A 12,727-nucleotide genomic window follows, 5' to 3' on the forward strand; every position below is an offset into this window, starting at 1 on the left:
AAACCCGTGAGACAGTGACGTGCAGCCTTCAGGCAAGCGGCTGAGCGATGCCCTGGCGGTCGGGCAGATCGATGCGCACCTGCAATCCGCCCAGAGGGCTTTCGAGCAGTTGAATCCGCCCGCCCCAGGATTCGACGATGTCCTTGACGATGCCCAGCCCCAGGCCATGCCCGGTCACCTGTTCGTCCAAACGATTGCCGCGGCCCAGTACATCGTCGCGCTGCTCGACGGGGATTCCCGGGCCGTCGTCGTCGATCAGCACGCAGAAACCGTCAGGCACCTGGGTGATGCACAGGCAGACGCTGCTGTCGGCCCATTTGCAGGCGTTGTCCAGCAGATTGCCCAGCAGTTCGAGAATGTCTTCACGATCCCAGGGCAGCACCAGCCCGGAGGCGACGTGGTTGTTCAGCTCCAGGTGCTCGCCGTGAATCATGCGCAGGGTCGAGAACAGGCCCGGCAATTCGACATCGCAATCGAAACGCATGCCCGGCAGCGCATCCCCTGACAGCCGCGCCCGGTTCAGCTCACGCTCAAGTCGTTGCTGAATCTGCCGCAATTGCTCACGCAAGGTGGCTTGCACCTCGGGATGGCGTTCGAGCTTTTGGCCCTCGGCCAGACTCAGCAGCACCGCCAGCGGCGTCTTCAGGGCATGGCCCAGATTGCCCAGCGCATTGCGCGAGCGCTTGAGGCTGTCTTCGGTGTGGGCCAGCAGGTGGTTGATCTGCGCCACCAAAGGCTCGAGCTCCAGCGGTACCTGTTCGTCGAGCTGGGAGCGCTGGCCCTGTTGCAGCTGCTGGATCTGCTCACGTGCGGCATCCAGCGGGCGCAAGGCCCGGCGTACGGTGATGCGCTGCAGCACCAGAATCAGGATCAGGCCGGCCAGCCCGAGGATCAGGCCAATCCGCTGCACCAGCGCAAAGCTCGCCTTCACCGGCGTGTAGTCCTGAGCCACGGTGATGGAAATCTTCTGGCCGAACTTGCGGTAGTCGTTGTGCAGCAACAGCAGCGACTGCTTGCTCTTTTCCAGTTTCAGATCGGCGTGCAGGCCCGGTTGCTCCGGCTGTGGCAGCTCCAGGTCCCACAGCGAGCGGGAGCGCCAGTGGCCGCCATCGAAGTCGATGCGAAAGTAATGCCCCGAATAGGGCCGCTGATAACCGGGCGAGAGCCGGTGTTCATCCAGCTGCAGGCCGTTGGGCCCGCGTACGATGGCCACCAGCAGCAGTTCGCTGTCGTTGCGCAGCCCGGATTCGAGGTAGCGTTGCAGGCCGATCTCGAACAGCCACAGGCTGACCTGCGCCAGAATCAGGCCGATGACCAGCAGCACGCTGATCAGGCCCAGGCTCAAGCGCCGCTGGATGGATCTCACCCCCCTGCCCCGCCGAACCGGTAACCCTGCCCGCGACGGGTTTCGACCACACCACGCCCAAGCTTGCGGCGCAGATGATTGACGTGGACTTCGATCACATTGGAATCGCGCTCGTTTTCACCGTCGTAAAGGTGCTCGGCCAGGTGGCTCTTGGAGAGGATTTGTTCGGGGTGCAGCATGAAGTAACGCAGCAGGCGAAATTCGGCGGCGGTGAGCTGGATCTCTTCGCCATCGCGGCTGACACACTGGCGCCCCTCATCCAGGTGCAGACCGGCCGCTTCGAGGGTGGGCTGGTTGGCCAGGCCCCGCGCACGGCGCAGCAACGCCTGAATCCGCAATTGCAGTTCTTCGGGATGAAAGGGTTTGGTCAGGTAATCATCGGCGCCGGCCTTCAGGCCCTCGATGCGCTCGGCCCAGGAGCCTCGGGCGGTGAGAATCAGCACCGGTGTCGACAGCCCGTCGCTGCGCCATTTGTGCAGCACCTCGAGCCCCGGAATGCCCGGAAGCCCGAGGTCCAGCACGATGAGGTCATAGGGTTCGCTCGCGCCCTGATGGATCGCGTCGCGGCCATCGGCCAGCCAGTCGACCGCATAGCCCTGACGGCTCAACGTGCCGACCAGCTCATCGGCCAGCGGCACGTTGTCTTCAACCAGTAACAGACGCATCAGTCATCTTCCTTGTCTTCCAGCAGCCGACTGTCACGGGCGTCAAACTTCAACTCGCGGACCACGTGATCGACGGTCAGCAGTTCGATTTCGTAAACCAGCCGGTCGTGTTTCTCTTCCAGCTCCGCCTCCAGCAGCTTGGAGCCGGGGTAACGCCCCAGGGCCTGTTCGATGAATTGCTCCAGCGGCAGGATCACGCCCTTTTGCCGCAGGGCCAGCGCCTCATCCTGATTCAGGTCCCGCGCCATGCACACGGCCGAAGCCAGCACGACGCAGGTCGCCAGCAGACAGTAAACCAGGCATTCGATGGGGCGTTTACTGGCAAACATCACGTGTCCTGATGGTCCTTGATGACCTGGCCGTTGGCAGCGTCGACTTCGACGTCCCACTCAACGCCCTGGGCGTCGCGCAGATCGACCTTATAAACATGCTTGCCATAGTGCTCTTCCAGCTCGGTGTCGGTAATGGTCGCGTTCGGGTGTTTGGCCAGTGCCGCCGCGTTGAGTTTTTCGAAAGACTGAATAGTACCCGCATCGCGCAGTTTGAGGGCTTCGTCCGGGCCAAGATCCCGGGCTTGAACGTAACCGGCGGTGACAGCCAGAGCAGCAGCGGCAAAGAAGGCAGTAAGGGTTTTCATGGTGTTTTCCTTTGTGGTTCGAGGTGTTTATGGGCTCCACGATAAACAGCCGAACTTAATTCAACCTGAATTTTTCTGGCCACCTGCCATCACCTTCTACCACGACCTTCATCCTCCACGCCTGCGTCACTGGCTATAATCCGCGCCTTGCCAGACATGGAGTGAACATGAGCGCCATCCAGATCAAAACCAACGCCTTGACGATCAAGGCCGGCAAACGCGCCATGGCGAGGATTCGCGAGCACGGCCTGGCAGCGGCGGATGTCGGCATCATTCCCGGCGCGGCCGGCGGCCCCAAGGCGCTGGGCATTCAGGGGCTGGACCTTGCGCTGTTTGGCGAATGGCTGCCTCGTGCACCTCGTGAACGTTCTCTGATCGGCGCTTCCATCGGTTCCTGGCGCTTCGCCAGTGCCTGTCTGCCCGACCCGGTCCAAGGCATCGAGCGGCTGGGCCAGCTGTACAACGAGCAGAGCTTCGCCAAGGGCGTGACCATGGCCGAGGTCACCCGCAGTTGCGTGAAGATGCTCGACGACCTGCTGCAAGGGCGCGACGCCAGTGTGCTGAGCAACCCGCACTACCGCCTGAACATCATGATCGTGAAAAGCCACGGGCTGCTTGCGCTGGATCATCGTGGCGGCCTGGGGCTGGGCCTGGGTTCGGTGATCGCCAATAACCTGCTGGGCCGCGCTCGCCTGTCGCGCCATTTCGAGCGAGTGATCATGCATGACGCCCGCCTGGCTCCGCCGCTGGCGGCACTGACGGATTTCCCCTCGCGCTGCCTGCCGCTGGAAACGGGCAATCTGCGCCAGGCGCTGCTGGCCTCGGGCTCGATCCCCATGGTGATGCAAGGGGTCACGGACATCCCCGGCGCAGGGCCCGGCACCTTCCGCGACGGCGGCCTGCTGGACTACCACCTGGACCTGCCCTACCACGGCAGCGACATCGTGCTCTACCCGCACTTCACCGACAAGATCATCCCCGGCTGGTTCGACAAGACCCTGCCCTGGCGCCGCGGCGATCTGGATCGCCTGCAGGACGTCGTGCTGCTTGCACCGTCCCGGGAATACCTCGCGACCCTGCCGTTCGGCAAACTACCCGACCGCAGCGACTTCAAGCGCTTCGTGGGCCAGGATCAGGAACGTCAGCGCTACTGGCGCACGGCCATGGAACAGAGCCGCAGGCTGGGCGATGAGTTCATTGATCTGGTGGATGGCGGCAAGCTGGCCGGGCGGCTGGAGATTCTGGTTTAACCGCACGGTCAGGTTTTGCCTGCGCGCAGACAAACCTTTGCTGGTAAACTCGCCCATCTGCATTCATCGCCCTGGCGATCGCCCTCTCTTCAAGGCCATTACTACCGTGGAAATCTTCAAGGAATTTACGTTCGAATCCGCCCACCGTCTGCCTCACGTTCCCGAGGGGCACAAGTGCGGGCGCCTGCATGGTCACTCCTTTCGCGTGGCGATCTATCTGGCGGGCGAGCCTGATCCGCATACCGGCTGGATCCGTGATTTTTCCGAGATCAAGAGTATTTTCAAGCCGCTGTACGAGCGGTTGGATCATAACTATCTGAACGATATTCCTGGCTTGGAGAACCCAACCAGCGAGGTGTTGGTGAAGTGGATCTGGAATGAGCTCAAGCCGCTGCTGCCGGAGTTATCGGCGATCCGGATTCATGAGACATGCACCAGTGGGTGTGTTTATCGCGGGGATTGATTTTTCGCAGGTTTATGCGGTTGCTTAAACCTCTGACAGTCAGCGAGTGCTCAGTGGCTTTTCATGGCTCTGCCTAACGGCAGATCTGTTTCGGCTTCGCCGAGTTACTTGATGACCCCAAGTAACCAAGGGTTCTGCTCCTGGTTTGGCCTCGACTTCGTCGAGGTTCCCTCACTCCGGCGATGCTCCGTGGGCCCGGCGCGAAAGGGCCATCCATGGCCCACGCGCCTCTCGCGACATCCTGTCGCTCGACCCACTCCACATCACCTGCGTTCGGCCTGCACCCAAGTCGCGATTTGTGTCGTCTGGGCTATCGCGCATGAAGATCAAGATCAAAAGCACAATACCGACCCGTAGCAGCACGGCTTGCCGGCGGGAGCGATCTTGAGGACGTCCCCGCTGGCAAGCCGTACTGCTACGGGGGCGTCAACGCTCTTTAGAAGTGGTAGTTCAGCGCCAGAGTGGACAGCACTGTCCGGCTGGACTGCGAGCCGGATTTTCCGCTGTAGCGCGTGACTTCTCCCGTGTCTCGGTTGTTGACGGTCTGGCTGCCCTTGGCCTCGGCGTAGACCTGATAATCGACACCGGCTTTCACGGAAAACTGCGGGGTGATGCGGTAGGACGCGCCCAGTGCCAGGCTTTGCATCTGGCCGGTGTTCCCGTTGCTCCCGGCAAAGGTGGTGTTGCGCGCGTGGTGGGTGTCGAAATCTTCAGCCTTGACCCACTGGCTGTATTTGTAGCGACCTTCCAGTGACCACTTCCCATAGCTATAGAGACCCACCAGTCCTAGATAAGGCGTGTCATAGGTTTGTCGATAGCTAACGCCTTTCTCACCCGCGGGAAAATGGCCGGACTCATCACGAAACCCGTCATCCGAAGAGTAGGTATAGCGCCCGCCGCGAGCCTGCCAACCTAACCGAGTGCGCTGATAACCCATCATCACTCCCAGCGCCAGATCGTCATGCTTGAGGGCCCAGGCAGTCGCTGCGAACTCCGCCTGCCAGGCTTGCTGAACGCGAGTGTTCGGATGATCGGAATAATCGCTCCAGCCAGCTTGGTCTTCCTTGAGCCAGTCGTAATCCTTCATGTGCCCGTCGCCCTTGCTGATCTGCGTCCAGCCGCGGGCTTCAAGGGTCAGCCAGTTCAAGGGGTCGTAAGCCAGCCCAAGATGCAGGGTGGGAATCTGCTTGAGCTCCCAGTTCAGCTGGCTGACTTTCTTGCCGCCATCTTCAACGTCATACACCTTTTCCTGCGCCTGGCCATTGAGCAGCCCCAGCCCGAGGCTCACCCCGACCGCTCCCACCTGAAAACGTTGTTCATCGGTCACCTTCGCATCAGCAACGGCGTCCTGTACCAGCAGCGCGAGCCCCAGCAATGCCAGTGTCTTGTGCCCTTTCATCAACCTCTCCACACCTTCGAATGAGGGTGCGAAGCATGCTTTTGAATGCAGGATCGTTCTGCCAGCACTTTCCCATCACGCGTGTGTGAAATCTAAACCCGAGAAGTCAGACACATCCTACAAAGCGACCGGGCAGAAAAAAGGGCCGCCTGTGTGCACAGGAGGCCCTTACTCGATCCGCCAGCGTCGAATTACGCCAGGCTTTTGCTCACCACTTCATACACGTCAGGCGACAGCTGGCCGGACGCACGAATGCGCTCCAGCTCGCCTTTCATCAAGGCCTGACGCTTGTCGTCGTATTTGCGCCAGCGGGTCAGCGGCGCCAGTTGGCGCGAGGCGATCTGCGGGTTGAAGCCGTTCACCTCGATGACCAGGTCCGCCAGGAAGCGGTAGCCGGTGCCGTCCGCCGCGTGAAAGTTGATCAGGTTCTGGCCGGCGAACGCACCGATCAGCGCACGCACCTTGTTCGGGTTCTTCATCGTGAACGCCGGGTGCTGCATCAGTGCCTTCACGCGATCCAGGCCACCCGGCAAGGTGCTGGCCGCCTGGACGCTGAACCACTGGTCCATGACCAGCGCGTTGTCCTTGAAGTTCTCGGCGAACACCGCCAGCGCCTTGGCCTTCTCCTCCTCAAACGGCGAGTTGACCAGCACGGCCAGCGCGGTCAGGCGCTCGGTCATGTTGTCGGCGCTGTCGAACTGATCGATGGCCGCGGCCAGCACTTCAGGCTTGCCGGTGAGCATCAGGTAGGACAAAGCAATGTTCTGCAGCGCGCGGCGGGCGAAGTGCTCGGACTCGGCCACATAAGCGGTGTTGCGCGACAGCTCGCGATTGGCCTGGTAGCGCTTCCACAACGCTTCGCTCAGGCCATTCGCCAGTTGCTGACGGGCGAACTCGCGGGCGGCGTGGATGGCATCGACATCGGCTACTTCGCTGATTTCGGTGAGGTAAGCCTCGCCCGGCAGCGACAGCATCTCGGCAACCATCGCCTGATCCAGGCTCTCGTCAGCCAGCACGGTGCCCAGCGCCGTCAGCAGGCGCGGATCCAGCACCAGTTGCTCGCCCTTCTGATGCTGAGCAATCAATTCCTGCAACACTTGAACCGACAATTGCTGACCCGCGTCCCAACGGTTGAAGCCGTCGCTGTCGTGCTGCATCAGGAACATCAGTTGATCGCGGTTGTACGGGAAGCTCAGTTTCACCGGCGCCGAGAAGCCACGCAGCAGCGAAGGCAGCGGCTTTTCAGCGACGTCAATGAAGGTGAAGGTCTGCTCGGCCTCGGTCACGGAAATCACCCGCGAAGTGCCCGCAGCCGCAGATTCGCCCTGCAGACGCAGTGGAATTTCCTGACCCTGTGGGTTCAACAATCCCAGCGCTACCGGAATCACGAACGGCTTCTTCTCCTCGCCCGGCTGGCCCGGCGTGGTCGGCGCGCTCTGGCGGAAGGTCAGGCTGTAGGTTTTGCCTGCGGCATCAAAGGACTCGCTCACCACCAGACGCGGCGTACCGGCCTGCGAGTACCAGCGTTTGAACTGGGTCAGGTCGATGCCGTTGGCGTCCTCCATGGCCTTGACGAAGTCGTCGCAGGTCACGGCCTGGCCGTCGTGGCGTTCGAAGTACAGGTCGCTGCCCTTGCGGAAGCCCTCGCCCCCCAGCAGGGTGTGGATCATGCCTACGACTTCCGAGCCTTTTTCGTACACGGTCAGGGTGTAGAAGTTGGAGATCTCGATGAAGCTGTCCGGACGCACGGCGTGGGCCATGGGGCCGGCGTCTTCGGCGAACTGGTGGGTGCGCAGGTAGGCGACGTCCTGAATGCGCTTGACCGTGGCCGAGTTCATGTCCGCCGAGAAACCGGCGTCGCGGAACACGGTGAAGCCTTCCTTGAGCGACAGCTGGAACCAGTCGCGGCAGGTCACGCGGTTGCCCGACCAGTTGTGGAAGTATTCGTGGGCGACGATCGCCTCGACCCGCTGGTGCGCGGCGTCGGTGGCGGTTTCGGCGCGGGCCAGCACGGCGCTGGAGTTGAAGATGTTGAGGCCCTTGTTCTCCATGGCGCCCATGTTGAAGTCGTTGACGGCGACGATCATGAAGATGTCCAGATCGTATTCGCGGCCGTAGACCTCTTCGTCCCAGCGCATGGATTTCTTCAGGCTGTCCATGGCGTGCTGGCACTTGTCGATGTTTTCCTGTTCGACGTAGATGCGCAGGGTCACCTCGCGTTGGCTCATGGTGACGAAGGTGTCTTCGATGCACCACAGGTCACCGGCGACCAGTGCGAACAGGTAGGCCGGCTTCTTGAACGGGTCTTCCCAGGTGATCCAGTGGCGGCCCTCGCCTTCCGGGCCGTGGTCGACCGGGTTGCCGTTGGACAGCAGGATCGGGAAATCCTGCTTGCTGGCGATGACCGTGGTGGTGAAGCTGCTCATCACGTCCGGGCGGTCGAGGTAATAGGTGATCTTGCGGAAACCCTCAGCCTCGCACTGGGTGCAGAACATGCCGCTGGACTTGTACAAGCCTTCGAGGGCGGTGTTGGTTTCCGGGTGGATCTTCACGCTGGTGTCCAGGGTGAAGGTTTCGGATTTGGGCTGGACGGTCAGGCTGTCCGGGGTCAACTCATAGTCCGAGGCCGTCAGATCGACGTCGGCCAGTTTGACCGACAGCAGTTCCAGCAGTTGGCCGTCGAGGACCAGCGGCGGCAAACCAGCTCCGCGTGCCGGGTTGCGACGCATGACCAGTTGCGCGTGTACCAGGGTGTGATCGTCGAACAATTCAAAGGTCAGGTGCGTCTCGTCAATGAGGTACTCAGGCGCCTGATAATCCTTCAGGTAAATCATTTTCGGCTGTTCGGTGCGCATGATGGTGTCCCTTCTTCTACTGATGCGGGCTACTAGTGATGCACGGCGAGTTGATAGGCCGTGTACTTGCGGATGTTGATCACGCCGGTGTCGAAGATCAGGTATTGACCCTTGATGCCCAGCAAGGTGCCTTCGGCGATCGGGTCCTTGTCCAGATTGAAGCTCACCACCTTGGTCGGGTAGGCCTGGACCGGGTATTGAATCTCGATGGGGGCGAGGTCGTCGAGCAGCTGGATGGCCTGCAAACCGAAGCGCGCCTGCAAGGCCGCAATGCCCTCGGCGCAGGATTCGAACAGTTGCTGGCGGATGGCGATCAGGTCCACCGCCGGCGCGTCGCCCTTGAGCAGCGCGCGCCAGTTGGTGCGGTCGGGCACCTGGCTGCGGAACAGGTCTTCGACGAATCCGGACTGCTGGCGGGTGGCGACGCGCACGATCGGCAGCGCCTGGCTGGCGCCCTGGTCCAGCCAGCGGGTCGGTAGCTGCGTGGCGCGGGTGATGCCCACTTTCACGCCCGACGAATTGGCCAGGTAAACCACGTGATCGGTCATGCAGAACTGCTCGCCCCAGCTCGGCTCACGGCAGGTGCCGTGCTCGTGGTGGCATTTTTCCGGGCTCATGATGCAAACGTCGCACTGGGCCAGTTTCTGCATGCACGGGTAGCAGTAACCCTGGCTGAAACTGGTCTTGGTCTTGCGACCGCAGTGGCTGCAATGGATGGCGCCCAAATACTCCAGACGCACGGTCTGGCCGATCAGCGGGTTGACCGGGATCTGCGAGTCGCCCAGACGAAACGCATATTCGGCCCGTGTGGCGTCGAGCCGCACGGACATTTTGTTGACGGAGCCGCGGCCAATCTCGATCAATGGATGGCATCCGACTTGAAGAGGATGTTGGGAACCGGTGCCGACTTGGATGCGCATTCCTGCGGGCCCATGTAGCCGATGCGCTGCTCTTCGGGCACGTTGCGCACTTCCCAGGCGATCAGCGCCTGCAGCGACAGCTCACGCTGTTCCTGCGTCAGTTTGCGGCCATCGGACCATTTGCCGATTTCCACGGCCAGTTTCAGGCTCTCGTAGATGTCCGGGGTGATGTTTTCGATCATTTCGACAAAAGAGGACATTAGGTTCTCCCAGAAGTAAGCGGGCGATTTTAATGTTTACGGCGGGCTAATGCACCGCCCACAAGACCTGTTGCACAACCGATGATCAGACCGCCCACATGGGCGCCGTTGGCGATCTCGCCAAAGCCCAGCAGGCCGACCACGCCGGACATGCACACCACCAGCCAGATCAGCATCATGCCCAGCACGCCGCGCGGCAGGCGGTACATGGCGTTGGGCGCCAGCAGCTGGAAGATCCAGCAGTGGCCAAGCAAGGCGTAGAGCACGCCGGACAACCCGCCGAACAGAGTCGGGCCGCTCCAGACATACTGGCCGTAGTTGGAAAACGCGGCGAACAGCAGGGTCAGGCCCAGCAGCATCCAGCGGCCCTGGCGCATTTCGATGCGCCGCCCCAGCTCCCAGAACCACAGCCCGTTCATCACCAGATGCAGGAGGCCGAAGTGAATGAGCATGGGCGACACGATGCGCCACCACTGCCCCGCCGCCAGCGACACCTGCAGCGGCGTGAACATGACGTAATCGCCGCTGACGCGAAAATCGTTGAAGGTCAGCCAGCTCAGCGCGTCAAGGTTATCGCCCAGCAGCGTGACACCGGCCACGATCAGGCACAGCAACAGAATCGCCACCGTCACCGGCGCGGCACGCAGTTGCAGCCACGGGCTCGGGCGGCTGACCGCCACCAGTTCGCGCCCCGGCGGCAACTGCGCCGTGGGGTCGCCCTGCGGGTATTGGCGGTACAGTTCGCGGATGTCGTCGGCCAGGGTCGGCGCGTCGGGCACCCAGAGCACTTGCTCGCCCGCTTCCTCACTGACCCGATGAGGCACGTTCAGGCGCCGGAGCAGTTCGACGAAGCCGTTCAGGTCGGTGTTCATCGGCAGGCGCAGCGCCGCAACCGGCTTCAACGGGCTGTCTCCGGCCGCTTGACGTCGACCCAAACGAACTTGCCCGGATCGATCACAGTCTCCTGATCCAGCCGGTAGGCGACCAGCTTGCCGTAGAGTACGGCGCTGTAATCCAGGCAGGCCAGGTTCGGCCGGATCGGCGCGGGCACGCCGCTGCGCCAGTAGTGGCCGACGAACAGCAGCGGCTGATCGATGCCATAGCGCAGCAGTGCGTTCTTCTCGGTGTCGGACAAAGGCCGCTTGGCCACCGGTTCCGGCAGCGCGTCGGGCTGGAACACCACGTCGCCGTAGGTTTGCGGGTCGTCTTCCCAGAACTTGGTGCGGAACGACGCCCGCGTCAGGCCGTCGCCGCCGGTCAGGGTCATGCCGTGGGGCAGGCGCATGTCGGTGCCGCGCAGCAGGCGGTCGAACACCGCACTGGCGAAACTGCCCTGCACTGCCGAGGCCTGGACGAATGCCTTGTCGATGCGGCCATCGCCGTGCACACCGCGCAACGGCTCGATCAGGCTGGCGTCCCAGCAGGCATGCACCAGGCGGAAGCGCCCGGCGTCGATGAACAGCGGCAGCTCGTAGAACCAGTCGAGAAACGCCTTCCACTCGCCGGGATACGGCTCGAACTGCGCCAGCGTCTCGCCCAACAGCCGTGCATGACGCGGGGTGTGCTCGCGCACGAACTGCTTGCCGGTGTCCGCAGGCGCAGGGGTCTCCCAGCCCAGGGCGTTGAACTCATGGTTGCCCATGATGCAGAACGCCTGCCCGGCCACGACCATGTCGTGCACGATGTGCAGCGCCTCGCGAATGCGCGGGCCGCGGTCGATGATGTCGCCCAGGAACAGGGCGACACGCTCGGGGTGGCGCCAGACGCCGCCCACCAAGCGATAACCAAGGGTGTCGAGCAAGTGCTCAAGGGTCTGGGCACAACCATGCACGTCACCGATCAGATCGTAGCTACGCGCCGGATCGAGCATCAGTCGCCCCCGCCGCCAAGTCGGCTGCCCCAACCGAGTTTGGTGCGGCAGACTTCGTAATAGTTGTGATCGAGCGGGTGGATCAGGCGCAGTTTCTGGGGCTTTTTCTTGACCGTCACGGTGTCACCCGGCGCGCAGGTGAAGTGGTTCTGTCCATCGCAGGAGACCTGTGGATAAATCGTCATGTCCTTTGAGACAACGATTTTCAGCTCACTGTTGCCATCGACGACAATTGGCCGGCCAGAAAGGGTGTGCGGGTACATCGGCACGATGACGATGGCATCGAGCTTGGGGTGCATGATCGGCCCGCCCGCCGACAGCGCATAGGCCGTGGAGCCGGTAGGGGTTGCGACGATCAGCCCGTCGGCCTTCTGGCTGCAGACGAACTGGCCGTCGATGTAGATCTCGAATTCGATCATGCGCGTGGATTTGCCGGGGTGCAGCACCACGTCGTTGAGCGCGTCGCCCTGGCCGATGGCCTCGCCGTGGCGACGCACTTCGGCCTGGAGCAGGAAGCGGTTTTCCACCAGATAGTGGCCGTCCAGCACCTCGGCGACCTTGACTTCCAGCTCGTCGGGGCGGATGTCGGTCAGAAAGCCCAGGCTGCCGCGGTTGATCCCCAGCACCGGCACGTTGTGCTTGGCCAGCGCCCGCGCCGCGCCCAGCAGGCTGCCGTCGCCGCCGACGACGATGACCATGTCGCAGACCTCCCCGAGCATCTTGCGCGAAGACGTCTGCAGGCCGTGGCCGGGCAGGACTTCGGCGATGGTGTCTTCGAGAATCACATGCAGGTGCCGCGACATCAGGAATTTCTTGAGTCGGCGGACGGTCTCCAGCACCTGGGTACTGCCCAGGCGACCGATGATGCCGATATTACGAAATTGCTCCATGGGGCTCCCGCAGGGTCGATACGTGTAAAGAAAGCGATTATGGGCGATGGGGTCGATAGCGGCAAACCAGCAAATGCCATCGTGACACATCTGAACACCTCCCTGCGCTTGAAGGCAGATCCTGTGGGAGTGAGCTTGCTCACGAACAGGCCGGTCCATCCACCACATCTTTGGCGGACAGGAGGCAGCGTTCGTGAGCAAGCTCACTCCCA

The 12,727-nt window shown here is 62.3% G+C and carries 13 protein-coding genes; 2 read left to right on the forward strand and 11 right to left on the reverse strand.

What is annotated here, in order from left to right:
• Positions 1 to 28: 28 nt before the first annotated feature.
• The 4 genes from AC1MEK_RS24795 to AC1MEK_RS24810 form a co-directional block, all read right to left on the reverse strand.
• Entirely contained in the window at positions 29 to 1,366 is a 1,338-nt protein-coding gene (locus tag AC1MEK_RS24795) for a sensor histidine kinase (protein WP_480398910.1), read from the reverse strand.
• Complete coding sequence (locus tag AC1MEK_RS24800; protein WP_480398911.1) at positions 1,363 to 2,031, reverse strand: response regulator transcription factor; 669 nt, start codon at positions 2,029 to 2,031, stop codon at positions 1,363 to 1,365. The genes AC1MEK_RS24795 and AC1MEK_RS24800 overlap by 4 nt, the downstream gene beginning before the upstream one ends.
• Positions 2,031 to 2,279, reverse strand: a complete 249-nt coding sequence (locus tag AC1MEK_RS24805; RefSeq protein ID WP_480398933.1) for a PepSY domain-containing protein — start codon at positions 2,277 to 2,279, stop codon at positions 2,031 to 2,033. The genes AC1MEK_RS24800 and AC1MEK_RS24805 overlap by 1 nt, the downstream gene beginning before the upstream one ends.
• Before the next feature lie 80 nt (positions 2,280 to 2,359).
• A complete protein-coding gene (locus AC1MEK_RS24810) occupies positions 2,360 to 2,668 on the reverse strand; it encodes a PepSY domain-containing protein (protein ID WP_480398912.1) in 309 nt (102 codons plus the stop codon).
• Between the two features lie 167 nt (positions 2,669 to 2,835).
• On the opposite strand from AC1MEK_RS24810, the gene AC1MEK_RS24815 reads away from it, so the two are divergent.
• The gene (locus tag AC1MEK_RS24815) at positions 2,836 to 3,918 is read left to right on the forward strand and encodes a patatin-like phospholipase domain-containing protein (protein ID WP_480398913.1); all 1,083 of its coding nucleotides are present in this window, start codon (positions 2,836 to 2,838) and stop codon (positions 3,916 to 3,918) included.
• A 106-nt stretch (positions 3,919 to 4,024) separates the two neighbouring features.
• On the forward strand, positions 4,025 to 4,381 hold the full coding sequence (gene queD, locus AC1MEK_RS24820; RefSeq protein ID WP_480398934.1) for a 6-carboxytetrahydropterin synthase QueD: 357 nt from the start codon (positions 4,025 to 4,027) through the stop codon (positions 4,379 to 4,381).
• Between the two features lie 436 nt (positions 4,382 to 4,817).
• Here queD and AC1MEK_RS24825 read toward each other — a convergent pair whose 3' ends face one another.
• From AC1MEK_RS24825 to AC1MEK_RS24855, 7 genes are all read right to left on the reverse strand, one after another.
• Positions 4,818 to 5,780 carry an omptin family outer membrane protease gene (locus tag AC1MEK_RS24825; RefSeq protein ID WP_480398914.1) on the reverse strand — a complete coding sequence of 321 codons (963 nt, stop codon included), beginning with the start codon at positions 5,778 to 5,780 and terminating at the stop codon, positions 4,818 to 4,820.
• A 191-nt stretch (positions 5,781 to 5,971) separates the two neighbouring features.
• Entirely contained in the window at positions 5,972 to 8,635 is a 2,664-nt protein-coding gene (pepN, locus tag AC1MEK_RS24830; protein WP_480398915.1) for an aminopeptidase N, read from the reverse strand.
• Between the two features lie 32 nt (positions 8,636 to 8,667).
• A complete protein-coding gene (locus AC1MEK_RS24835) occupies positions 8,668 to 9,498 on the reverse strand; it encodes a DUF2797 domain-containing protein (RefSeq protein WP_480398916.1) in 831 nt (276 codons plus the stop codon).
• The gene (locus AC1MEK_RS24840; protein WP_062380693.1) at positions 9,495 to 9,755 is read right to left on the reverse strand and encodes a YeaC family protein; all 261 of its coding nucleotides are present in this window, start codon (positions 9,753 to 9,755) and stop codon (positions 9,495 to 9,497) included. Before AC1MEK_RS24840 ends, AC1MEK_RS24835 begins: the two co-directional genes overlap by 4 nt.
• Before the next feature lie 29 nt (positions 9,756 to 9,784).
• Entirely contained in the window at positions 9,785 to 10,657 is an 873-nt protein-coding gene (locus AC1MEK_RS24845; RefSeq protein WP_480398917.1) for a rhomboid family intramembrane serine protease, read from the reverse strand.
• Entirely contained in the window at positions 10,654 to 11,625 is a 972-nt protein-coding gene (locus tag AC1MEK_RS24850) for a metallophosphoesterase (RefSeq protein WP_480398918.1), read from the reverse strand. The genes AC1MEK_RS24845 and AC1MEK_RS24850 overlap by 4 nt, the downstream gene beginning before the upstream one ends.
• Positions 11,625 to 12,515, reverse strand: a complete 891-nt coding sequence (locus tag AC1MEK_RS24855) for an NAD(+) kinase (protein ID WP_480398919.1) — start codon at positions 12,513 to 12,515, stop codon at positions 11,625 to 11,627. The genes AC1MEK_RS24850 and AC1MEK_RS24855 overlap by 1 nt, the downstream gene beginning before the upstream one ends.
• Positions 12,516 to 12,727: the final 212 nt, after the last annotated feature.

It is taken from the genome of Pseudomonas sp. 2, assembly GCF_056627435.1.

Excerpts from the sequence above, each read along its gene's own strand:
- AC1MEK_RS24850 (WP_480398918.1), bottom strand. The coding sequence starts at position 11,625 with ATGCTCGATCCGGCGCGTAGCTACGATCTGATCGGTGACGTGCATGGT.
- AC1MEK_RS24800 (WP_480398911.1), bottom strand. The coding sequence starts at position 2,031 with ATGCGTCTGTTACTGGTTGAAGACAACGTGCCGCTGGCCGATGAGCTG.
- AC1MEK_RS24840 (WP_062380693.1), bottom strand. The coding sequence starts at position 9,755 with ATGTCCTCTTTTGTCGAAATGATCGAAAACATCACCCCGGACATCTAC.
- AC1MEK_RS24805 (WP_480398933.1), bottom strand. The coding sequence starts at position 2,279 with ATGGCGCGGGACCTGAATCAGGATGAGGCGCTGGCCCTGCGGCAAAAG.
- AC1MEK_RS24855 (WP_480398919.1), bottom strand. The coding sequence starts at position 12,515 with ATGGAGCAATTTCGTAATATCGGCATCATCGGTCGCCTGGGCAGTACC.
- AC1MEK_RS24815 (WP_480398913.1), top strand. The coding sequence starts at position 2,836 with ATGAGCGCCATCCAGATCAAAACCAACGCCTTGACGATCAAGGCCGGC.
- pepN (WP_480398915.1), bottom strand. The coding sequence starts at position 8,635 with ATGCGCACCGAACAGCCGAAAATGATTTACCTGAAGGATTATCAGGCG.
- AC1MEK_RS24810 (WP_480398912.1), bottom strand. The coding sequence starts at position 2,668 with ATGAAAACCCTTACTGCCTTCTTTGCCGCTGCTGCTCTGGCTGTCACC.
- AC1MEK_RS24825 (WP_480398914.1), bottom strand. The coding sequence starts at position 5,780 with ATGAAAGGGCACAAGACACTGGCATTGCTGGGGCTCGCGCTGCTGGTA.